General features: G+C 68.3%; 24 protein-coding genes. 10 read left to right on the forward strand and 14 right to left on the reverse strand.

Annotated elements, in window-relative coordinates; translation table 11 throughout:
- Nucleotides 1-9: 9 nt before the first annotated feature.
- A complete protein-coding gene (locus ACLJRM_RS05525; RefSeq protein WP_410662468.1) occupies nucleotides 10-1,308 on the reverse strand; it encodes an acetyl-CoA carboxylase biotin carboxylase subunit family protein in 1,299 nt (432 codons plus the stop codon).
- Between the two features lie 83 nt (nucleotides 1,309-1,391).
- Here ACLJRM_RS05525 and ACLJRM_RS05530 point away from each other — a divergent pair, with 83 nt between their 5' ends.
- Genes ACLJRM_RS05530 through ACLJRM_RS05540 form a run of 3 tightly spaced genes read left to right on the forward strand, consistent with a single transcriptional unit; the run spans nucleotide 1,392 to nucleotide 5,028 of the window.
- The gene (locus ACLJRM_RS05530; protein WP_410662469.1) at nucleotides 1,392-2,906 is read left to right on the forward strand and encodes an FAD-dependent oxidoreductase; all 1,515 of its coding nucleotides are present in this window, start codon (nucleotides 1,392-1,394) and stop codon (nucleotides 2,904-2,906) included.
- Nucleotides 2,903-4,000: a glutamate--cysteine ligase gene (locus ACLJRM_RS05535; RefSeq protein WP_101607024.1), complete on the forward strand. Its 1,098-nt coding sequence runs from the start codon at nucleotides 2,903-2,905 to the stop codon at nucleotides 3,998-4,000. The genes ACLJRM_RS05530 and ACLJRM_RS05535 overlap by 4 nt, the downstream gene beginning before the upstream one ends.
- 17 nt (nucleotides 4,001-4,017) lie before the next feature.
- Complete coding sequence (locus tag ACLJRM_RS05540) at nucleotides 4,018-5,028, forward strand: iron-containing redox enzyme family protein (protein WP_101607023.1); 1,011 nt, start codon at nucleotides 4,018-4,020, stop codon at nucleotides 5,026-5,028.
- Here the strand turns inward: ACLJRM_RS05540 and ACLJRM_RS05545 are convergent.
- Nucleotides 4,996-5,202, reverse strand: coding sequence for a CDGSH iron-sulfur domain-containing protein (locus ACLJRM_RS05545; RefSeq protein WP_101607022.1), 207 nt, complete (start codon nucleotides 5,200-5,202; stop codon nucleotides 4,996-4,998). The two genes, ACLJRM_RS05540 and ACLJRM_RS05545, sit on opposite strands and share 33 nt — an antisense overlap.
- A gap of 167 nt (nucleotides 5,203-5,369) precedes the next feature.
- Here ACLJRM_RS05545 and ACLJRM_RS05550 point away from each other — a divergent pair, with 167 nt between their 5' ends.
- A complete protein-coding gene (locus ACLJRM_RS05550) occupies nucleotides 5,370-6,506 on the forward strand; it encodes a glycosyltransferase (RefSeq protein WP_101607021.1) in 1,137 nt (378 codons plus the stop codon).
- Between the two features lie 9 nt (nucleotides 6,507-6,515).
- On the opposite strand, the gene ACLJRM_RS05555 is transcribed toward ACLJRM_RS05550, so the two are convergent.
- Nucleotides 6,516-7,376, reverse strand: coding sequence for a polysaccharide pyruvyl transferase family protein (locus ACLJRM_RS05555; protein WP_168214290.1), 861 nt, complete (start codon nucleotides 7,374-7,376; stop codon nucleotides 6,516-6,518).
- Nucleotides 7,377-7,464: 88 nt separating this feature from the next.
- Between ACLJRM_RS05555 and ACLJRM_RS05560 the strand changes: the two genes are divergently transcribed.
- On the forward strand, nucleotides 7,465-8,076 hold the full coding sequence (locus ACLJRM_RS05560; RefSeq protein WP_101607020.1) for a flavodoxin family protein: 612 nt from the start codon (nucleotides 7,465-7,467) through the stop codon (nucleotides 8,074-8,076).
- 82 nt (nucleotides 8,077-8,158) lie between these two features.
- Here ACLJRM_RS05560 and ACLJRM_RS05565 read toward each other — a convergent pair whose 3' ends face one another.
- The 4 genes from ACLJRM_RS05565 to ACLJRM_RS05580 form a co-directional block, all read right to left on the reverse strand.
- Entirely contained in the window at nucleotides 8,159-8,842 is a 684-nt protein-coding gene (locus ACLJRM_RS05565; RefSeq protein WP_410662470.1) for a phosphate signaling complex PhoU family protein, read from the reverse strand.
- Between the two features lie 122 nt (nucleotides 8,843-8,964).
- Nucleotides 8,965-10,023: an FUSC family protein gene (locus ACLJRM_RS05570; protein ID WP_101613106.1), complete on the reverse strand. Its 1,059-nt coding sequence runs from the start codon at nucleotides 10,021-10,023 to the stop codon at nucleotides 8,965-8,967.
- Between the two features lie 59 nt (nucleotides 10,024-10,082).
- Nucleotides 10,083-10,937, reverse strand: coding sequence for an SDR family oxidoreductase (locus ACLJRM_RS05575; RefSeq protein WP_410662471.1), 855 nt, complete (start codon nucleotides 10,935-10,937; stop codon nucleotides 10,083-10,085).
- A gap of 131 nt (nucleotides 10,938-11,068) precedes the next feature.
- Nucleotides 11,069-12,535, reverse strand: a complete 1,467-nt coding sequence (locus ACLJRM_RS05580; protein ID WP_101607017.1) for an NB-ARC domain-containing protein — start codon at nucleotides 12,533-12,535, stop codon at nucleotides 11,069-11,071.
- Between the two features lie 188 nt (nucleotides 12,536-12,723).
- Between ACLJRM_RS05580 and ACLJRM_RS05585 the strand changes: the two genes are divergently transcribed.
- Together ACLJRM_RS05585 and ACLJRM_RS05590 are read left to right on the forward strand one after the other, a co-directional pair.
- Nucleotides 12,724-13,407 (forward strand): hypothetical protein, encoded by a 684-nt coding sequence (locus ACLJRM_RS05585; protein ID WP_410662472.1) that lies wholly within the window; start codon nucleotides 12,724-12,726, stop codon nucleotides 13,405-13,407.
- Nucleotides 13,391-13,741, forward strand: coding sequence for an MmcQ/YjbR family DNA-binding protein (locus ACLJRM_RS05590; RefSeq protein WP_101607015.1), 351 nt, complete (start codon nucleotides 13,391-13,393; stop codon nucleotides 13,739-13,741). The genes ACLJRM_RS05585 and ACLJRM_RS05590 overlap by 17 nt, the downstream gene beginning before the upstream one ends.
- Nucleotides 13,742-13,817: 76 nt before the next feature.
- Here ACLJRM_RS05590 and ACLJRM_RS05595 read toward each other — a convergent pair whose 3' ends face one another.
- Complete coding sequence (locus tag ACLJRM_RS05595; RefSeq protein ID WP_410662473.1) at nucleotides 13,818-14,303, reverse strand: winged helix-turn-helix transcriptional regulator; 486 nt, start codon at nucleotides 14,301-14,303, stop codon at nucleotides 13,818-13,820.
- Nucleotides 14,304-14,393: 90 nt separating this feature from the next.
- Between ACLJRM_RS05595 and ACLJRM_RS05600 the strand changes: the two genes are divergently transcribed.
- Nucleotides 14,394-14,942, forward strand: coding sequence for a dihydrofolate reductase family protein (locus ACLJRM_RS05600; RefSeq protein ID WP_410662474.1), 549 nt, complete (start codon nucleotides 14,394-14,396; stop codon nucleotides 14,940-14,942).
- On the opposite strand, the gene ACLJRM_RS05605 is transcribed toward ACLJRM_RS05600, so the two are convergent.
- Together ACLJRM_RS05605 and ACLJRM_RS05610 are read right to left on the reverse strand one after the other, a co-directional pair.
- Complete coding sequence (locus ACLJRM_RS05605) at nucleotides 14,939-15,292, reverse strand: hypothetical protein (RefSeq protein WP_233224307.1); 354 nt, start codon at nucleotides 15,290-15,292, stop codon at nucleotides 14,939-14,941. The genes ACLJRM_RS05600 and ACLJRM_RS05605 overlap by 4 nt on opposite strands.
- Before the next feature lie 144 nt (nucleotides 15,293-15,436).
- Nucleotides 15,437-15,844 (reverse strand): VOC family protein, encoded by a 408-nt coding sequence (locus ACLJRM_RS05610; RefSeq protein WP_101607012.1) that lies wholly within the window; start codon nucleotides 15,842-15,844, stop codon nucleotides 15,437-15,439.
- 394 nt (nucleotides 15,845-16,238) lie between these two features.
- Here ACLJRM_RS05610 and ACLJRM_RS05615 point away from each other — a divergent pair, with 394 nt between their 5' ends.
- Both ACLJRM_RS05615 and ACLJRM_RS05620 read left to right on the forward strand, forming a co-directional pair.
- Nucleotides 16,239-16,718, forward strand: a complete 480-nt coding sequence (locus ACLJRM_RS05615; protein WP_410662475.1) for a DUF2975 domain-containing protein — start codon at nucleotides 16,239-16,241, stop codon at nucleotides 16,716-16,718.
- Nucleotides 16,718-16,930 (forward strand): helix-turn-helix domain-containing protein, encoded by a 213-nt coding sequence (locus ACLJRM_RS05620; RefSeq protein ID WP_101607010.1) that lies wholly within the window; start codon nucleotides 16,718-16,720, stop codon nucleotides 16,928-16,930. The genes ACLJRM_RS05615 and ACLJRM_RS05620 overlap by 1 nt, the downstream gene beginning before the upstream one ends.
- Here the strand turns inward: ACLJRM_RS05620 and groL are convergent.
- The 4 genes from groL to ACLJRM_RS05640 are packed head-to-tail and all read right to left on the reverse strand — an operon-like array spanning nucleotide 16,927 to nucleotide 21,404.
- Complete coding sequence (groL, locus tag ACLJRM_RS05625) at nucleotides 16,927-18,618, reverse strand: chaperonin GroEL (protein ID WP_101607009.1); 1,692 nt, start codon at nucleotides 18,616-18,618, stop codon at nucleotides 16,927-16,929. The two genes, ACLJRM_RS05620 and groL, sit on opposite strands and share 4 nt — an antisense overlap.
- A 31-nt stretch (nucleotides 18,619-18,649) precedes the next feature.
- Complete coding sequence (locus ACLJRM_RS05630; RefSeq protein WP_410662476.1) at nucleotides 18,650-19,675, reverse strand: NAD(P)-dependent alcohol dehydrogenase; 1,026 nt, start codon at nucleotides 19,673-19,675, stop codon at nucleotides 18,650-18,652.
- Nucleotides 19,672-20,370, reverse strand: a complete 699-nt coding sequence (locus tag ACLJRM_RS05635) for an iron-sulfur cluster assembly protein (protein ID WP_410662477.1) — start codon at nucleotides 20,368-20,370, stop codon at nucleotides 19,672-19,674. The genes ACLJRM_RS05630 and ACLJRM_RS05635 overlap by 4 nt, the downstream gene beginning before the upstream one ends.
- Nucleotides 20,367-21,404 (reverse strand): amidohydrolase family protein, encoded by a 1,038-nt coding sequence (locus ACLJRM_RS05640; protein ID WP_410662478.1) that lies wholly within the window; start codon nucleotides 21,402-21,404, stop codon nucleotides 20,367-20,369. The genes ACLJRM_RS05635 and ACLJRM_RS05640 overlap by 4 nt, the downstream gene beginning before the upstream one ends.
- Between the last annotated feature and the right edge of the window lie 32 nt (nucleotides 21,405-21,436).

Genomic DNA, 21,436 nt, shown 5'->3' on the forward strand with positions numbered 1-21,436 from the left:
ACGCATGGGCTATCCCTCCTCGAAGTCGAACCGCAGCGCTTCGGTGCACTTGCGGTACTTGCTTTCCATCTCCCGCTGGGTCTGCGCCGCGACGAAGATGTGCGCGAGTTCGTAGCTGTGGCTGTCCTGCACGGGCAGTTCCGAGAGCCGGACCCCCTTCTCCGGCACCACTTCGATCCGCACGCCGCGGATCTCCGCCTCCAGGTCCGCGATCTCGCCCCGGGTGGGCACGCGGGTGACCAGTCCGTCACGGAAACGACGGTGGTACCACTTGCCCGCGATCCGGTAGTCACCCCGGTTCCGCCGCGCGCCGGGTTCCTGCCCGAGCCCCAGCTGGACCATGATCTGGTGATTCGCCACGCCGTCGACGTACTCGAACAGCTCGGCGTGGGAATGTGAATGCCGCGGAGTGATCTCCAGCAGGCAGACTTGCCCGGATTCCGGGTGGCAGAAGAATTCGATGCCGAACGTGGCGTTGTCGAAGCCGATCTGCTCCATCACACGGACGGAGATCTCCTTCATCCGCTCGATGGCGTCCTCGGGCAACTGCGACGGGTACTGATGCCTCAGCAAGCAGGTGGAATCGGGGTAGTCGACCGAATCGAGGGCGCCGTACACCGTGATATGTCCTTTGTGGACATATCCTTCGGTCGCGGCCCGCACCCCGCTGAGCTCTCCCTCCGCGAGGCACGCCGCTCCCCCGGTGCCGGCCACTTCGACGGGGAGCTCGATCGTGCCGAGAACGCGGTCGAAGGACCTGCCCACCCTGTCGACACTCGCCCGGATCTCGGCGACGGCCTTGTCGAATCCGTCCTCGTCGGCCACACGGAAGGCGAGCTCCGACGAGAACGACTTCACCGGCTTGAGCCACAGGGGGTAGCCGACACCGTCGGGCGGCCGGGGGTCCTCGTGATCGAGATCGACGATGCCGAACGACGGCACCTCGTCGATCACCTTCGCCTGTTCGAGCCTGCTCCAGTACTTGTGCTCGCATTTCAGCACCGCCTCGAGCGAGACTCCCGGAAGGCCGTATTTTTCGCACAGCATCGCCACCATCGTCGAAGACGGGAAATCCCCATAGCCGACTATTGCGTCGATCGGCCCAGTGAAGGCGTCCAAATGCGACACGGCCTTGTCCATCGACTCGACGATCGGGATCTCGCCGTGCTGGAGTTCTTCGGGCGACAGCAAGGGATGGAAGCGATACCGCGCGACACCGGGGATCCGTCTCAGCACATCCTCGTTGGCGTCGTCGAGACCGAGGACAAAAATGTTCTTTTCCTCTGGGGACCTGGAGGATGTGGTCATGGGCGAGTGCTACCCGTTCGCGTGATCCAGAAAACCCGGACCGCTCTGGTTTGCCCGCGTTGCCCGCCGGGAAACCGGCCACCATGACGGAGTTGCCCGGAACGCGTTCACTGTGGCTCGACACCGCTCCCGCTCCCGATCGGACCGGTACGCCGCTGCCCTCGGAGGTCGATGTCGCCGTCCTCGGCGCCGGCATCGCCGGTCTCACCACGGCGTATCGCCTGGCGAAGGCGGGCCGTTCGGTGCTGGTCCTGGAGGCGGATCGCGTCGCGGCGGGCGTTTCCGGGCACACCACGGCGAAGATCAGTGCCCAGCACGGGCTGAAGTACGCCATGCTGGCCAAGAGCAAGGGCGCCGAAGCCGCCGCGATGTACGCCTACACGCAGACATCCGCTTTGGGCTGGATCGAGTCCACCTCAGCCGAACTCGGCATCGACTGCGGCTTCACCCGCGCCGAAAGCTTCGTCTACACGACCAAGCCCGAAACCGTGGAAAGCCTTGAGCGAGAGGCGGAAGCGGCCGCCGAAGCGGGCCTTCCCGCGACCTACGTCACCTCCGTCGACCTGGACGTCCAGGCGCTCGGCGCGGTGAAGTTCGCTTCACAGGCGCATTTCCATCCGCGCCGCTGGCTGCTCGGGCTGGCCGAGGCGATCGAACGGGCGGGCGGCACGATCGTCGAAGGTGTCCGCGCGGAAGGGGTCGACGAACTCGGCGGGACCAAGGTGCGCACCAGTTCCGGCGACGTGCGGGCCGACGAGGTCGTGGTGGCGACCCACTACCCGGTCTTCGACCGCGGCCTGTACTTCGCCCGGCTCGACCCGGTTCGCGATCTGGTGGTCGCCGGGCCGGTCGAGGGGAACCCGCCGGAAGGGATGTACCTCGACGCCGACACGCACCACTCCGTGCGGAGCTACCTCAACGACGGCGTCCCCTACGCGGTCGCGGGCGGCGAGCACTATCGTGTCGGCGACTCCGTCGACGTCGAGAGCCGCTATGAGCGGCTGGCGGGCTGGGCGAGCGAACACGCCGCCGTGCACCGCGTCACCCACCGGTGGTCCGCCCATGACCTGTCCACTGTGGACTCGGTGCCGTACGTCGGGCGCTATCACCCGGCGAGCCGCCATCTCTGGGTCGCCACCGGCTTCGGGCAGTGGGGCATGACGGGCGGGACCGCGGCGGGGCTGTTGCTGGCGGACCTGCTGACCGGGCGCGACAACCCTTCGGCGGACCTGTACGACCCGAACCGCTACGACCTCCGTTCCGCGATCTCGACCGTGGAGAACACCATCACGGTGGCGAAGTTCCTGGTGGGCGACCACCTCGGCGCGTTGCGCAAGCCCGCGTCCCTCGACGAACTCGCACCCGGCGAGGCCAAGGTGACCAGGGACGGCGGTGAACTCGTCGCCGCCTACCGCGATCCGGACGGTGACCTGCACACCGTCGGCGCCCACTGCACCCACCTCGGCTGCCTGGTCGCGTTCAACAACGCGGAGCGGACCTGGGACTGCCCCTGCCACGGTTCACGGTTCGGCCTGGACGGGTCGGTGATCCAGGGCCCGGCCGTGCGGGCACTGCCGGAGAAGCGAGGGCGGCGATGACCGGCATCGGCGTCGAGGAGGAGTTCCTGCTGGTCGACCCGAGAACCGGGGTGAGCTGCCCGCGCGCCGAGGCGGTCCTCGCCCGGCATCGGGTCTGCTGTCCGCTGCCGGACGGCGCGTCGGTACACCGGGAACTCCGGCTGACGCAGATCGAGGCCGTCACCGGCGTCTGCACCACCGCCGACGAGCTGTACGAGCACCTGACCGCGGGCCGCCGGACGCTGGCCGAAGCGGCGGCCGGCGAGGACTGCGCCGTCATCGCTTCCGGCACTCCGCTGCACCCCTCGCCCGAACGGGACCTCGGCCTCGACGACCGATACGGCAAGATCGACACCCTGTACGCCGGTGTGGTCGAGGCCTACGAGGCCTGCGGCTGCCACGTGCACGTCGGCGTGCCCGACCGGGAGACCGCGGTCGCCGTCGTGAACCATGTGGCCGAATGGCTGCCCACATTGCTCGCGCTGTCGGCGAATTCACCGTTCAGTGGCGGCCGTGACACCGGGTACGAGAGCTGGCGGACGGTGGAGCAGAGCCGGTTTCCCGGCTCGGGGATCGCGCCGTACTTCACGGACGCCGCCGCGTACGAGGAACAGGTCGGGAAGCTGGTGGACTGCGGGATCCTGGTGGACGGGAACCAGACCTTCTGGCTCGCCAGACCGTCGTCGCGCTGGCCGACGGTCGAGATCCGGGCGGCCGACACCGCCTCCACTGTGGACGAAGCCGTCCTGCAGGCCTTGCTGACCCGAGCACTGGTGCGCACCGCGCTCACCGATCTCGACCACGGGGTGGAGGCCGTACCGCTGGATCCGCAGATCGCCGCCGCCGCGGTGTGGTCGGCCGCCCGGCACGGTCTTTCCGGCCCCGCGATCGACCCGGTGACGGAGAAGCCGGTGCCGGCGGGCGACCGGGTCGCCGCGTTGCTCGCGCACGCCGGACCGGCGCTGGAGGACACCGGCGACCTGACACTGGTGCGCACGCTGCTCGACCGGCTGGAACGTGAGGGCACCGGTGCCGACCGGCAGCGCCGGGCCGCCGCGGACGGGGACGTCGCGGTGTTGCGGATGCTGACCGGGGAAACGGTTCCGCTCGCGTAGAGCGGGTACCCGGGGGCATGACGACGATCGACCGAGAGGTGGCCGCGAGGCTGCCCGAGATCCGCGGCCCGCTCTCCGCCGCCGTGGTGAACACCCTGGCAGGCGGTCGCCGGGACGACTTCGACCACGACGCGGTGATCGGAGCCGATCCCTTCGGCGAAGATCTGCAGCTCGCGCTGCACGTCTGCTACGAGCTCCATTACCAGGGTTTCGACGGCGTCGACGACGGCTGGGAATGGGACCCGCGCCTGCTCGGCTTCCGGTCCGGTCTGGAGCACGCGTTCCTGGACGGCATCCGCGCCGCGGTACCCGGTGGGGACGACGTCCAAGGACTGCTCGACGAGATGCTGGTCGAGCCCGTCGACGGGGAAGGTGTTTCGCACTTCCTGCGCGACAAGGGCGAATGGTGGCATGTCGAGGAGTACTTCGCGCATCGGTCGATCTACCACCTCAAAGAGGCCGATCCCCATGCCTGGGTGATCCCGCGGCTGCGGGGCCGGGCCAAGGCCGCGCTGGTCGCCGTGGAGTTCGACGAGTTCGGTGGCGGGCGGGCCGAACAGGCGCATTCCCGCCTTTTCGCGGATCTGCTGACCGCGGCGGACCTGTCCGACGGCTACCTCGCCTACCTCGACCACGTCCCGGCCTGCACGCTCGCGACGGTGAACATGATGTCGCTGTTCGGCTTGCACCGGCGCCTGCGCGGGGCGCTCGTCGGGCATTTCGCCAGTACCGAGATCAGCACCGGGCCTTCCGCCCGGCGGATGGACGAGGCGCTGGGGCGGCTCGGTGCGGCCGGGGAATGCCGGTACTTCTACACCGAGCACATCGAAGCCGACGCGGTGCACGAACAAGTGCTACGGCACGACGTCATCGGAGATCTGCTGGCGCGGGAACCGGAACTGGCGGCGGACATCGCGCTGGGCATACAGGCCACCGAACTGCTGGAGAACCGGCTGACCGAGCACCTGATGGGCGCCTGGTCGGCCGGTGAGACGTCACTGCTGAGGCCGTTGCTCCCCTTGCCGTGAGCGGCGGCGGTGGCTGGTGTCGCAGAAGGGAAAGCTCTTGCTGCGACGGCAGGCGCACAGCGCGACGAGGAACCGGTCGGAGGTCACCGTCTCGCCGTCGGGCGTGGCGATCTCGACCGGGCCCTCCACCAGTATCGGGCCGCCGGATTCGATCCGGACCCGTTTCCTAGTCATGGTTCACCATCGCGGTCATGCTCCGGGCTACCCCGATCACGGGACGCCAAACGTCCACAATGGCCCGCCGCCGGGGAGGGTGTGTTTCGCGATGCCACCACGGGGTATCCGCCGCCAGGGGGAACGGAGGCATACCCGATGGTCGTCGTGACCCGCCACACCCGCCGATGAAGATCGCGATGGTCTCCGCGCAGGCCAGTCCGCTCGCCGTCCTCGGCGACGGCCCGGTCGGACGACGGCACGTCCACATCGCCGAACTGTCCGCCGCCCTAACCCGCGAAGGCCATGACGTCACCGTGTACACCCGCCGCGAGAGCCGCCGGACCCCGGCGACGGTCGAGACCCCGGACGGATACCGCGTGGTCCAGGTGCTCGCGGGCCCCCCGAAGCGGCTCCAGGAGGACGATCTCCTTCCGGCGCTGGGAGATTTCACCCGCGTCCTGCGCTCCCGCTGGACCAAGGACCGGCCGGACGTGGTGCACGCGCACTTCTGGTCGTCCGGGCTCGCCTCGCTTCTGGCGGCCAAGGACCTCGGCATCCCGGTGGTCCAGACCTTCCACACCCTCGGGGCCGGAGATGCGGACCGGACCCGGGTCGAGCGCATGATCGCCAAACAGGCGGGCCAGGTGGTGGCGACCTCGTCCGACGAAGTCCTCTCCCTCACCCGGCTGGGAATGCCCCGGGTGCGGGCCTCGGTCGTCTCCGGTGGCGTCGACCCGGCGAAGTTCACCGTGGAGGGCGAAAGCGCACGCCGTACCGCGCGGCACCGGATCGTGAGCGTCGGCATCCCGGGAGCCGACGTCGTGATCACCGCTCTGGCGGCGTTGCCGGAGACGGAACTCGTCCTCGCCGGAAGTCTCACGGCCGAGGACGCGCGCCGCCTGCGCGGGACCGCCGAGCGGGCCGGGGTGGCGGGCCGGATGCGGACGGCGGGCTGGGTTCCGCGGGCGGATCTGCCCGCTCTCCTGCGTTCCGCCGACATCGTGGTCTGCGCGCCCCGCTCCGATCCGTCCGGTCTCGTACCGCTCGAAGCGATGGCGTGCGGAGTGAGCGTGGTGGCGGCATCGGTCGGCGTGCTCACCGAAACCGTGATCGACGGCGTCACCGGTTCGCTGGTGTCGCCGGGCAATCCCAAGGAACTCGTCGGTGCACTGCGGCGGCTGCTTTCGGACGCGTCGTCGCGGGAGACCTTCGGCGTCGCCGCACGCGACCGGGTCCAGGCACGGTATTCCTGGGACCGCGTGGCGGTGGAGTGCGCGCGAGCCTATGCGTCGGCAGTGCAGGAGGCGCCGACGCGCGTGTGAGCCCGCGCGTTACCGGACCGGACCGGTCTTGAACGCCTTCACCATGTCCCGCATCAGCACGTTGTCGGTCGGCAACGCCCGCAGCGCGGCCACCGCCCTGCCCTGCACCGAAGAACACCAGCGCCACCACGAATCGAGGTTCTCCGTCTCCCCCGCCTCCTCGGCGGGGACGAGTGCCGGCCAGCCGAGCGCGTCGGCCTGCGCCGTCAGCGCGCCGCCACCGGCGACGGGATCCACCGCCAGCACGGGGACACCCGCCCTCAGGCCCAGCACCAGCCCGTCGAGCCGGGTCGTCACCACGACGTCCAGATGCGACAGGATCGACGCGAACTGGTCCGGCGTCGCACAGCGTTCCCAGTCCGAAAACGCCAGACCCGGTTCGAGCGGCACTCTCCCGCAATCGATCCCGGCGACCCACTTCGTCACGAACGACCGGACGGCGGTGTGCTCCCGCGCGAGGATCAGGCCCGCCACCAGCACCTCGTCGGTCGGGGAGTCGATCGAGAGGTCGGGGGTGGCGATCCCCTGATGGTCACGGGCGAGCACCTGGTCGAACCCGGTGACCGCGTCGTCGCCCGGATCGGCCACCGAAACGCCGACGGCGATCCGGTGACAGTGCGCGAACCGCCGGTGCACTTCGCACACCTGCCTTCCCCGCACGGCGCCGGAGACGAACACGACATGGCTGTACCTCGCCGGGTCCACCTCCTCGTAGTCCAGCCCCTCCAGCCGGTGTGACGGCCCCCAAGCGAGATCGTGGGGCACCTCGGCCAGCGAAAGCGCGGCGTCGACCCGCCGCATTCCGAGTACGTCGACGGGAGTCGCCTCGCCGTGACGCAAACTCGCCCATCCGATCACCAAAGCACGCATATCGGAGGCTTACCCGGCTGCGCCCGATTCACACGGGTTTCCCCGAATCCCTGTCCGGGTAGCCGCTCGGCATGAACAGGAGGACACGATGACCCAGCCGTTGAAGGCCCTCGCCCTGGTGTGCTCGCTCAAACCGTCGCCCGCTGCTTCGAGCAGCGCCCTGATCGCCCGGCAGGTGCTGGACAAGATGGCGGAACGCGGTGTCACCGGCGAACTGGTGCGGGTCGTCGACCACGACGTCAAGCCCGGGGTGGAGGCCGACATGGGCGACGGCGACGCCTGGCCCGCGATCCGCCGCAAGATCGACGCCGCGGACATCCTGCTGATCTCCACGCCGACCTGGGTCGGCCACATGTCCAGTGTGGCCCAGCGTGTCCTGGAGCGGCTCGACGCCGAACTGTCCGAGACGGACGACGAGGGCAGGCCCGCGATGTTCGCCAAGATCGGGGTCACCGCCGTCGTAGGCAACGAAGACGGCGCCCACAAGGTCACCGCGGACCTGTTCCAGGCCCTCAACGACACCGGGTTCACGGTGCCGGCCCAGGGCGGGACCTACTGGAACGGCGAGGCCATGAAGGGCGGCGACTACAACGACCTCGACGAGACTCCGGAAGCGGTCGAATCGACCAACTCGACCCTGGCGCGCAACGCCGTCCATCTGGCGAACCTGCTGCGGGAGAATCAGTACCCCGCTTCGTGATCGCTGCGGTTCCCGGCTCCCGGGATGCTATGAAAGGCCCGTTACTTGCAAATTTTGCAAGTAACGGGCCTTTCATAGCACTTCAGGGAGCCGTGACCGGACCGTCGGAGCTGTCCCGCACCGAGGATTCGGGCAGCTGTCCCGTGAGCGCGAAATCCACCCGCCGCGCCACGGAGACGACCTGATCGGCGAAGCGCTCGTAGAACCGCGCCAGCAGCGCCACCGAGATCGCGGGTGCGACACCGTCCGTCCATTCCGGACCGGTGACGAGTGTCATCAGCTCCTCGTACAACGCGTCGACCCGTTGATCGGTCCTGGCCAAGGAGTGGAACACCTCGGCCGTCGGTCCCTCGATTCCCGTGGCGAGGTCCTCTGCCATCGAGCAAACCAGCCCGGCCATCTCACGGAAGCGTCCGGTGAGGGACCCGGGCACGGCGAATTCCGGCTCTCGTGCGGCCTGGTCGGCGATGTGCTGGGCGAGGTCGCCCATCCGCTCGAGCCGGTCGGCGCAGTACACCGCCGCGAGCACGGTCCGCAGATCCCCCGCGACCGGCGCCTGCAGGGCGAGCAGCTTCTGCGCGGTCTCCTCGCATTCGGTCCGGGCCGCGTTCAGCTTCGTCTCCACCCCCGCCAGCAGGATGACGGCGGCGCCGTCCCGGTCGAGAAAGACGCGGTTGGCCAGGCGCAGTTCCTCACACGCCATGCCGCACATGCTCGACAGGAGGTCGCCGAGGACGCTCAGCTCGCCTTGGAATCGTTCTCTCATGTCAGCGCCTTCGCAGGTTCGAGGACGTAAACGCGCGTACGACGGCCGCCCCGACGTTGCCGGTGACCACGGTCCGCTTTCCGCTTCCGGTCATGGGTACGGTTACCCGCCGTCGCCCCGGCCTAATCGGCGCCGAGCCGCTGGACCAGGCGCCGGGCGGGCAGCGCCATCGCCCCGAGTCCGATCGACGTCGTGACCTCGTCCGTGGGGGTGACGAGCAGGTGATCGATCTCTTCGACCAGCGTGCGGCACCGATCGAGCTTGTCCGGGTCACCCGAACGCGCCACTTCGGCGAGCGCTTCGAGCAGGTCGCCGACCACTCCGCGCGCGTACTCGCCGGGATGCCGGAACGGCTGCTCGCTCCGGGAGGCTTCGGTCACCGCGTCGATCAACTGGGCGAGCGGCGGCCACAGGGAGATGAGATTCGCCAGTGCGTCTTCCCCGGTCTCCCGCCGTCTGCGGAGGTTCAGGTACCGGCCCTCCTGGGTCCAGCCGATCGCTTCCTCCGCCTCCGCGACCAGGCTGCGGACATCGCGCATCCGGTCGTGCAGAACGTCGGTCGCCTCGGGCGGTTCGCCGCCGCGGACCAGTGCCGCGGTCTCCTTGAGGACATCCGCGATGGCCGAGGCGAGGCGTCCCGTCGCCTCCCGCAGGCGTTCCCCGTGCAGTGGCGGCAGGATCACCGCGTTCAGCACCGCCCCGATCGCCGCGCCCAGCGCGGTTTCGAGCAGCCTGTCGGCGAGCAGGACGGGTTCGGTCGCGTTGCCGTAGGAGATCAGCAGCATGCCGGTGATCCCGACCCACACCCCCGAGTCGCCGAAACCACGCCACGAGCCGATCAGCAACCCGGTGAAGATGACCAGGCCGAGCGCCACCGTCACCGACGGGATGAACTGGCCGGCGCCCGCCGCGAGCAGCACTCCCACACTGACCGCGCCGACCTGCTGAGCCCAGCCGCGCAGGGAACGGTAAACCGTGGCCTGCACCAGGAAAACGGCCGCGTACGGCGCGAGAAAGGGCTGTGGCAGGTCGAGGACCGACGTCGCGACGATCCACGCGATCACCGCGGCGGCCGCGGCTTTCGTGGTCTGGATCAGGCTTCGCCGTTCCTCGCCCGGGACTCGGACGGCCCGGCTTGCCCAGGCGAACGGCGACATCAACCGTCGCCGCGCCTCCGTCATCGCCATCGCACCTCCTCGAATCTCTCGGATCGGGCCGGGACCCGCTGTCACCGCGGCGCTCAGCCGGGTGTCGTCTCCCCGCCGAGCGCCGCGATGACCTCGCCGCTGTAGTACGACGAAAGCCGGTTGGACGCCAAGAAGACGTACGAAGGTGCGAGGTCGTCGGGGTGGGCGGCCCGCTCGAACGGGACCTGAAGGCCGAACTTCTCGACCTTCTCGGGCGGGAACGTCGAGGGGATCAGCGGTGTCCAGACCGGCCCCGGCGCGACGCAGTTGATCCGGACGCCGCGATCCGCCAGTGCCTGGGCCATCGCGTAGGTCCAAGCGTGGACGGCGCCCTTGGTCGCGGAGTAGTCGATGAGCGACTTGTTGCCGCGAAGGCCGTTCACCGAGCCGGTGTTGATGATCGCCGCGCCTTTCTTCAGATGCGGCAACGCGGCGTCGGTCACCCGGAAGAAGCTGTGGATGTTCACGTCGAAGGTGTGCGTCCACTGCTCGTCGGTGAGTTCCTCCGGGGAGTCGACCGGCCACTGCGTGGCGACGTTGTTGACCAGGATGTCCAGACCGCCGAGCTCGTCCACGGTCCGAGCGACGATCTCGCGGCACTGGGCGGCCTCGGCCAAGTCGCCCGGCAGGAGAAGGCACTCGCGGCCCTCGGCCCGGACGCGCTCCTCGGTGTACTTCGCGTCCTCGTGCTCGTTGAGGTAGGCGATCGCGACGTCGGCGCCCTCCTTCGCGAAGGCGATGGCGACCGCCCTGCCGATCCCGGAGTCGCCGCCGGTGATGAGCGCGCGCTTGCCGCGCAACAGGTCGCAGCCCTCGTAGTCCTCCATGGAGTCACGAGGCGGCGGGTCCATCTCCGACGTCACGCCCGGCGGCTCCTGCTGCTGCGGCGGTCGTAACTTGTCAGCCATCGGGCTCCTTCCGGTCGGGTGCTTTCCGCACCGACTACCCGGCTGGGCCCGATCCTGAACATGATCACCCCTGTCGCGGTGCTTTCGAGCCGCGCGGTCCGCTGCCCGGAAGCACCGCGCGGCTCGAACGATCACCCTTCGGACGAGCCGCCCGGCAGGGTGCGCACGGCGTCGTGGCGCAGCGATTCGAAGGCGTTCTTCCGCGCCCGGCGGCCCGCCATCGGCACGGCGGCGGCGAACGGATCCGGTTCCCGTTGCCGTTCCGCGGCGAACGCGCTGACCAAGCGGGACACCGCGTACCGGCCGGCGACGTTGGCGCGCTGGAGAAGCCCGGCGTCCACGACGGACTCCAGGAGCTCGTCGGCGGTCTCGATCATGATGCCCATCGCCGCGGCGATGCCGATCGACGTCGTCCAGCCCGCCCCGCTCTGCCCGAAGTGGTGGATGGCCTCGCGTCCGGCGGGTGACAGGTGTTCGTACGCGGAACTGAACCGGTCCCGGACGTTGACGTCACCGACGCTGAGGCTGTCCATGAGCCGTTCGCGATCGGCGAGCTGCCCCGCCGTATACGCGATCGCCCACTCGGGACGCGCGGCGATCTTGCGGCCGACGATGTTGACCGCCAGCGGAAGATCCCCGCACAGTTCGGCGATCGTGTCGGTGGCGTCTTGCTCGGCGCGCACCCGGCTCGGTCCGGCGATCCGGCCGATCAACGCCAGTGATTCCCTACGCGAGAACGTATCCAGCTCGACACGGTTCGTGTCCTCCAAGCCGAGCAGCCGGGCGCGGCTGGTCACCACGACCTGGCTGTGCGGGGCCTGGCCCAGCAGCGGGCGCACCTGCCCCTCGTCGCTCACGCCGGCCAGGAGAACGAACAACCTGCGTTCCGCCAGCAAGGACCGGTACAGCCCGATCCGCTGCATCGGGTCGTCGGGCACGAGATGCGCCGGTACGCCGAGCGCGCGCAGGAAGCCGCGCACGATCCCGTTCGCCGACCGGCCACCGGTTCCGCTGTTGCTCAGATCGGCGTAGAGCTGCCCGTCCGGGAAGTCCGCGGCCACCTCTTCGGCCAGCCGCAAGGCGAAAGCCGTTTTACCCACCCCGATCGGACCGCTGACCAGGAGCGGCACCTTGACCGGGCCGGTCGCCCCGATCATCTCGGCGGCACCGGCCAAATCCCCTTCCCTGCCGACGAAAGTCCTGGACCCCATGGGAAGCTGGGCCGGACGGGCGAGGTGGATGACCCCGGATGCCAGCACCTGTGCGCCATCCGCCGGGATCTCGGCAGTCGCGGGCGCGGGCGGACGCTCCTCGCGTACCTCGACGCCACCACCTGTTTGCCCGGCGACACTCCTCCAGCGTCGTTCCCACGCCGCACGATCTCCGCCGCACGCGGAGACGAACGCCATTGTCACCGCCAGGGTGGGCAGCCGGTGGCCGCTGGCGGCGCTGGACAGTACGGAGGGCGCGAACAGCGCCGTTCTGGCGAGTTCCCGGTAGCTCGGGTTTCCCGCTCGGTTACGTAACACCCGCAGATCATGAGCGAATGCGGCGATCGGACCAGTGGAGCCGTCCAACGGTCGCTCGGGTCTGCCCATGCCTTACTCCTCCCCGGGATGGGGTAACACGATCGCGCTGCGTGACCGCCATCCTTGTGGCCTTCTTGGCCACAACCCTAAAGGACCAATGAACCGCGCAGCAGATACAAATAGGTGACTCAATGTACAAAGTCCAATAGTTGGACGTGGAAATTCACCCCCTTGGTGGCACCGGATAGGGTTCGCCCATGTCTGGCCCCCTGCCCCCTCTCTCGGAACTCCGGCGTGCCGCCGAAGTGTTCAACGGCTTCGCGAATGCCGACACCTCATGGTTCCGGCTCACCACGGAAACGCGGTCCGCGATCGACCTGTCACAGGCCGCACATCGCACGATTCTTCTTCGCTGGCTGAACTCGTGGGGATGCCGCATCCGGTATCCGCGAGAAGGCGAGCCCGCCCCCTTCGACGCCGGGGTCCAGGCCTGGTGGGACACCTGGGGTACCACCCTGCCGACCGTCGACCTCGTCCACCTGACGGACGCGGGGATCGACACGGCGGCGAAGGCGTACTCGGACCTCTCGGAAGTCGTCGTCTCAGCAGGACGGGCGAGGCGCACTCTCGGCCCGACCGCCGCGGCCAAGGCCCTGTATGCGTTGCGGCCCAACACGATCATGCCGTGGGACGCCGCGATCGCGGCCGCCCTCCACGGCGACCGCGACGGCGCCGCGTTCGGCAGGCACCTGCGGCTCGGCCGCGAGTGGGCCGCCGCGGTGATCGCGGAGGCGGGAGACGGGATCCCCGCCCTTGTGGGCAGACCGGTGTCCCTGGCGAAGATCCTCGACGAATACCTTTACGTCGTCTTCACCACGGGCGCCAAGGGTGACTGGGGAACGGACAGCGGGGAATGGTGGAAAAATGGTAACCGGGGATGACGTCAGGAGGATCGCTTCGGAGCTGCCCCGCGCCTATGAGGCACTGGTCCGCGACCGGGTGAAGTTCCGCGTGGGGCGAATCGTGTTCCTTTCGCTGTCACCTGACGAAACCGTGCTGGGATTCGGCTATCCCAAAGAAGAGCGGGAAGCGCTGGTGACAGGTGAGCCGGACAAGTTCATGTTGCCGAATCCGGCCGATATGCGCTATCGGTGGGTTCACGTCCGACTGTCCGCGATCGATTACGAGGAGTTACGAGAGCTGATCGTCGACGCGTGGCGAATGTGCGTGCCGAAGAAGGTCTGGGCGGAATACCGGGAAAGGAACCCGCACTGAATACTCCACCGGCTTGAGCCGTTCAGCCCCATCGGCTGCCCTTTTCGGTCGCGTGAATTGCCGGAACGAGAAGCCATCAGAGGGCGCCCTGATAGGCGGCCGCGAGACGCTCCAGCACGCCCGGCCCATCCTGCTCCGGCGCCCGAGCGCCGAGATGGACGACCCGCAGTTCGGTCATGAACTCCGCCCATAGTTCCGGCCCGCCCGCGGCGAGCAGTTCGGCCCGCACCCTCAAGCGCTTCGTGGTCGGCCGATGGCTGAGCCCCCACGAACCGAGCTGGGCGAACACGGGCACCAGCTGGATCGACGCCTCGGTCAGGCTGTACGCGGCCCGCTTGCCGGGACCGGCGTCCTCACGGGTCAGCAGGCCGGCCTTGACCAGCCGCTTCAGCCTGTCGGCCAGGATGTTGGAGGCGATCCCCTCTTCGGATCCGGCGAGCAGTTCCCGGAAATAGCGCCGCGTGCCGAACATGATGTCCCGCAGCACGAGCAGGCTCCAGCTGTCGCCGAACGCCTCGATCGCGGCGTTGATCGGACAGCCCGAACGGGCGGGTTCCGCCATCCTTCACCTCCGGTCGAAGTGGTTGCAATCTACCATCACTCCGCCTACCGTGAAGCGACCGATTGCAAAACGCAAGCAGTAGGAGGCGGAATGCTCGAACCACAGACCGCGGGCGGGAAAGTGCTCTGGCACTTCACGATGTCCCTCGACGGCTTCGTCGCGGGACCGGGCCACGGCATGGACTGGATGGCGGGCATCACGTCCCGGCCGACCCTGATCGACGAATACGCCACGACCACCGGCGCCGTCCTCGGCGGCCGCGACGGCTGGGACGCCTACCCCGACCCGAGCGGTATCTACGGCGGCGCCTGGAAAGGACCGCTCTTCGTCCTCACCCACCATCCCGAGGACGCGACTCCCACGGAGGGCGTCACGTTCCTGAACTGCGGCCCGGCCGAAGCGGTCCGGATCGGACTGGAGGCGGCGAACGGGAAGAACCTCGAAGTGTTCTCTCCGGACATCGGCCGTCAACTGCTGGAACTGCGGCTGATCGACGAGATCGACCTGCACATCGCGCCGGTCCTGCTCGGCGACGGCATCCGGCTGTACGACAATCCCGGTGGGACACCGATTCACTTGCGGGCACTCGGGCAAGAAGACCCGCGCGGCACCATCGATGTTCGCTGCGAGCCGGTCTAGTTCCGGTTCCCGTAGGACTGCTCGCAGGGATACCCGTCGCGATCGGCGTCCCAGCTCAGCGGACGGCCCGCGTTCACCCAGGCGTCGAACGCATACGCATAGGAGAATCCGTCGGCGAGGAGGCGCTGACACGAGGTGAGACTCGGCGCCACGGGCACCCGCGTGACCGTCACCGGCGGCTCCACCACGACCACCGAAGTGGCGGGCGGTGCGACGGCGGTGGTCGTCGACGGCGGCAAGATCTCCCGCACCACGGTGACCGGTGGCGAGCCGGATCCCGCCGTCCCGCAACCACCCAGCACCGCGGCGGCACCCGCCGAAACCAGCAGTGCCGCGACCATTCTGTTCATATCCCTGCCTCCTGATGGAACCACCGAATCCTCACCAGGGGTGATCGGCGATTTCACCGGCGGCATGACAGGTTTCGCGCGATCGGAGCCGCAAGTCCCCGGAAGTCGGGAGCTTCGGCACCGATCGCACCGGGCCGGAATGCCCTAGCCTTGAATGACGTTCACCATCCAGGAGATGCCGAACTTGTCGGTGCAGGCACCGAATTCGTCACCCCACATCTGCTTTTCGAACGGCACCGAAACGGTGCCGTCGGCGGAGAGTTTCTCCCAGTATCCGCGCAATTCCTCCCCGTCATCACCGCTGAGGCTGACCGACAGGTTGGTGCCCGGCTTGTGCTCCATTCCCGGCGGTGTGTCCGACGCCATGATCGTGTAGCCGCCAGGGGAATCGAGCTGGCTGTGCATGATCTGGTCCTCCACGGGCGAACCCGCCATACCGGACTCGCCGAACGTGTTCAGCGTCAGTTCTCCGCCGAACACCGACTTGTAGAATTCCATCGCCTGCCGGGCATCGCCGGCGAAGCTGATGTAAGGGTTGAGACGGGAAGCCACTGGACACTCCTTCGGGTCGAGTCACGAGCATCCTGACAGACGGCACCGGACGCGACAATGGCGGAACTACGGCCGGGTGAATTCCTTCACGCGACGAAAATTCAACCCCGTTCACCGAATGCGGTGAGCGATTTCCCCAATGCGCTCCGACAGTGGGCGGGGCCTTGTCCTGACCGCCGCTTCAGGCGTCGTACACGCACTGGATCCGTCCGTGAAGGCCTCCTTGCCTACCGTGAGAGTAGGGAAGGAGGCCTTCGCGGACAGTGGACTCCTGGCGGGTGCCGCCGCGGACGCTGCGAAGGCCACGTTCGCAACACCTGCCGACGCCTCGCCACCGCCCGAACCACGATAGCTACCGATTGACTTTCGATAGATAACGCGCGAAACTCGATGCATGCTGACAGCGCAGCGGGCGGTCGCGCCCCTCAGAGTGTTCCTCGTGGTGTTGTTCGGGATCCTGGTCCTCTTCCAGACCATGTCCCTGCCCGGCCAGTTCGCGTACATGGCCCGGCATGACCCGGACATGGCGTATCTGCGCTGGCCCGCGACGGCCGTCTCCGTCTTCTGGGTGCTCTGCGTCCAGGTCGTGATCGTCGCCACCTGGCAGCTGCTCACCCTGGTCAAGAAGGACCGGATCTTCACCGAAGCATCCCTGAGGTGGGTGGACGCCATCGTGTGGGCGATCCTCGCCGGCTGGGTGGTGCTGGCGAGTGTGTTCCTCTACGTCGGCTTCAACGCCGGTGATCCGGCTCTGCCGCTGCTGTTGTTCCTGGCGTTGGTCGGCGTCGCCGTGCTGGGCCTCCTCATGATCGTGCTGCGCACGTTGCTGCGGCAGGCCACCACGCTGCGCTCCGATCTGGAACAGGTGATCTGATGCCGATCGTCGTCCGCATCGACGTCGAGCTGGCCAAGCGCAAGATGAGTGTCGGCGAGTTCGCCGAGCTCGTCGGGCTCACCCCGGCGAACGTGGCGGTGCTGAAGAACGGCCGCGCCAAGGCCGTCCGGTTCAGCACCCTGGAAGCCATGTGCCGGGTCCTCGAATGCCAGCCCGGCGACCTGCTCGAATGGGTGGACGAGGAGCCTTAGCCCACCGACGGCCCCATCCCCAGCGACTGTGGTGTGCTGGCATCCGGCGACGGCTGGTGCAACCCGCCGTCCAGCGGCCCGAATTCGGTCATCAGTGCCGCGCTCCCGCCCCACGGTGTCTGTTCCTCGGCGATCAGCGAGTTCGTCGTCAGCAGCAGCCCCGCCACCGAGGCACCGTTCTGCACCGCCGACCGGCAGACCCGCAACGGATCGACGACGCCGAGTTCGATCATGTCGCCGTAGCGGTCGTTCAGGGCGTCGAAACCTTCGTCGTCGCCCAATTCCCTGGTCCTGGCGACGATCTCGTGCGCGGGGTGACCGGCGTTGAACGCGATCAGGTACGCCGGTTCGCTCAACGCCTGGCGCACGATCTCGGCGCCGATCGCGTAGTCGCCGTCGAGCCCGAGGTCGTCCAGCGCCTTCTCCGCGTGCAGCAGCGCCGCGCCGCCGCCCGCGACGATGCCTTCGGCCATCGCGGCCCGGGTCGCCGACAGCGCGTCCTCCACCCGGTGCTGGAGTTCCTTGAGTTCGGCCGGGGTGGCCGCACCGACGCGGACGACGGCGACCTTGCCGGTCAGCGCGCCGATCCGTTCCGTCAGCACCTCTTCGTCCACACCGAACTGCGCCCGCTCGAGTTCGGCCCGCAGTTGCCCGACCCGGAAGTCGATCGCTTCGGCGGAACCGGCCCCGCCCACGATGGTCGTCTTGTTCTCGGTGACCCGGACCTGCCTGGCGCGCCCCAGGTGTTCGAGCGTCATCGTCTCCAGCGAGAACCCGGCCTGCCGCGAAAGCACCGCACCACCGACGACGGCCGCGAGGTCCTCCAGCTTGTGCAACCGCCGGTCACCGAAGCCCGGGGCGCGCACGGCCACCGACTGGAAGGTGCCGTTGACGTGGTTGTGCACCAGCATCGACAGCGCGGTCCCCTCGACCGTCTCCCCGATCACGACCAGGGGCCTCGGCGCCCGCATCACCTTGTCCAGCAACGGCATCAGCTGCTGGACCTGGGTGATCTTCTCGCTGCACATGAGGATGTACGGATCTTCGAGCACCGCCTCCAGCCGTCCCGGGTCGGTGACCAGGTACGGCGAGAGGTAGCCGTTGTCGAATTCGAAGCCCTCGACGAAATCGACGCTCATCCCGAGCGACGCCGACTCCTCGACGGTCACCACGCCGCCCTCTCCGACCGTGTGCAGCGCCTTCGCGATGACCTCGCCGACAGCGTCGTCGTCATTGGCCGAGATGGCCGCGACCCGCGCGAAGTCCTGTTCGGACACCACTGGGCGCGCCTGCTTCTCCAGATGGTCGACGAGCCTTCCGACGGCGTGGTCGATACCACGTTTGACCAGTACGGGATTCCCGCCGCGGCCGATGGCCTGCATCCCCGCGCGGATGATCGCCTGTGCCAGCACCGTCGCCGTGGTGGTCCCGTCGCCGACCACGTCGTTGGTCTTGATCGCCGCCTCCTTGACCAGTTGCGCGCCCATGTTCTCGAACTGGTTCTTGAGGTGGATCTCCCGCGCGATGGTGACGCCGTCGTTGGTCACCACGGGCGAACCGGTGATCTTCTCGATGATCACGTTGCGCCCCTTGGGTCCCAGCGTCGACTTCACCGCCTCCGCCAGCTTGTCGACCCCCGCGAGGAGGAGGTCGCGGGCGTCCGAGCCGAAACGCAGTTCCTTGGCCATCGTGCGTGCTCCTCGATCGGTTCGGGCGGGTTCAGGGGGTGAGGATCGCGCGGCCGCGGACCCGGCCGGCGTCGAGATCGGCGAGGGCGTCGAGCGCCGCGTCCAACGGGTACTTCCTGGTGTGCAGCGTGACACGGCCGGTCTGGGCCAGCACCATCAGTTCGACGAGGTCGTTGTAGGTGCCGACCAGATTGCCGATCACGTTGCGTTCGGTGGAGATCAGGTCGATGGTCGGGATGTCGATGTTGCTGCCGTAGCCGATGACGAACTGCGAACCGGCCCGGCGGGTCATCGCGAACGCGTCCTGCTGCGCGCCCTGTTCGGCCACGAAGTCGAGGACGACCTCGGCGCCGTTGCCGCCGGTCAGGTCCAGCACGGCTTCGACCTGTTTCCCGTCGGCGAGCACCGTGTGGTCGGCGCCGAGTTTCGCCGCCAGGCCGAGGGCATCGGCGTTGCGATCCACCACGACGACGGTCGCGGCGGTCAACGCGCGCAACGACTGGATGCCGATGTGCCCCAGCCCGCCGGCGCCGTTCACCACGCACACCGTGCCCGGCGGCAACAGCGGGACAGCCTTGCGCACGGCGTGATAGGCGGTGATCCCCGCGTCGGCCAGTGCCGCGACGTCCTCGGGCCGGGTCTCCGGATCGAGTTTGATGCAGGCCCTCGCCGACGTCAGCAGGTACTCCGCCATCCCGCCGTCGGTGTCGATCCCGGGGAAAGTCCCGTTAGGACAATGCATGTCGTCACCCGCCCGGCAGGCGTGGCACAGTCCGCAGGTCGGTGTCGGGTGCAGGATGACCGTGTCCCCGACCTCCACATTGGACACCGCCGGGCCGATCTCGTGCACCCAGCCCGCGTTCTCGTGCCCGATCGTGTAAGGCAGCGTGACACCGGACTTCTCCGCCCACTGTTCCTCGATGATGTGCAGATCGGTGCGGCACACGCCGGCCCCACCGATCTTCACCACCACGTCGAACGGGCCGGTGGCGCGGGGTTCCGGGACCTCCTCGACGACGGGTCGCCGGTGGTACGAGCGCAGGCGGACCGCTTTCATCCCGTGTTCTCCTCTTCCTGGATTCGCGGGTACCGCACGCGCAGCATGCCGCGGCACACGCCGGAATTGGCCTCCATGCTCGTCCGGGTGAGCCGGGCGAAAGCGAGATGCCGCTTCGCCTCCGACGGCGTGATCGGCAGCGCCGTCACCGGGTCGAGCAAGAGCGCGTCCTCGTCACCGGCGGGCAGGCACAGTTCATTCCGCCGCCGTCGCAACCTGTCGAGATCCGGCCCGGCCGGGACGTCGCCCAGCGTGAGCCCGGGCAGCCGGGCGGCATCGACGCCTTCGGCGAGCAGCGCCCGGCATACCCGGTCGGTTCCGGCGAGGACGGCCTTACGGACGAAATCGGCCCGCAATCCATCGAGTTCGCCGGCCGCTTCCCCGTCGAACGACGCCACGAAGCCTTCGCGCGCCGCCACTCCCCGATTGATGACGTCGGCGGCGAAGTGGTCGAGCAGCACCACCTCCACCCTGGTCACTCCCCTGACCCCGGCCACCGCGTCGTAGGCGTCGGCGACCATGAGGAAGGCGAAGTTGGGCGCGCAGAAGTAGGTGGGCAGCCGCAGCTCCACCCGTGCCCCGCCCGCCGGATCGACCTCGCACCGGGCCACGAAACCGAGCTCCGGCAACGGCTCGTCCAGTTCCGGATCACGGACGGTGCGCAAAGCGGACCAGACGGCCGCCACGACGGTCATGGTTGCTGCACGCCGACCGGTTCGACCTCGGTCTCCTGCTCCAGCCGCAGCTCGGGCGGGACCTCGATGTCGTAGAGCCGGGCCGCGTTGAGGCCGAGGATCTTCTTCTTTTGCGCGACGGTGAGCGGGGCGAAATCCGAAAGCTCGGCGTCCTCGGGCATGTTCCAGTCGACGAAACCCTCGACCTGCCACTTCGGCTCCCAGATCGCGTAGTCGGCGCCGAAGATCAGCTTGTCCTCGCCGATCCAGAACATCAGCTCGCCCATGACCTTCGCGAAGAACTTCGGCCGGGCGTGCAGCAGGCCGCCGACCACGACCGCGAGTCCCGCGTAGACGTTGCGTTCCTGCGTCGCCATGAAGCAGAAGTCTTCGATCCGCGGCAGGCCGACGTGTTCGACGATGAAGTTCAGGCCTTGGAAGTTCGTCGCCACGTGGTCGATGTCGGAGACGTCGAAGGCGTCCTTGTCCAGCGGCCAGATCGTCGGTCCCTTGTGGACGTGCACGTTCTTGACGCCCAGTTCCTCACACTTCTCCAGGTACCGCGCGGCTTCCGGGTCCTTCAGGCTCCAGCCGCGCGAGTCACCGCGCCACTCGGCGGTGTAGAGCTTGACGCCCTTCGCGCCGTAGCGCTTGACCCGTTCCTCGAACGCCTTCAGTCCCTCCTCGCCCTCACGCGGGTCGAACGTGGTGTTGACGAGGAACTTGCCGGGATGCCGTTCGGCCAACGCGCCGTCGGCCTCGGTGGTGTTGAACCCGTTTTTGTACCACTGCCGCAGGTTCGTCGGCTGGAAGATCGCCTTGTCGACGTGCCCGGCCTCGAACAGGTCGTGCATCATCAGCTCTTCGGAGTACTTCTGGAACCGGTCGATCGGCCAGTGGGTCTCCTTGGGGCCGAGTCCCTGGTAGGCGTGGAAACATTCGATCCAGCCCTTGGCGAACTCCTCCTGGCCTTCGACCCAGTTCTCCGGGCTCGCGTCCCAGAAGTGGGTGTGGGCGTCGACGACGAAGTACTGCTCTCCGTCCTTTGTGTACATGAACGTGCCTCCGGCTGGGTGGTGGGCGGAGC

The organism is Amycolatopsis sp. lyj-84 (assembly GCF_046549075.1).
Lineage (GTDB): Bacteria > Actinomycetota > Actinomycetes > Mycobacteriales > Pseudonocardiaceae > Amycolatopsis.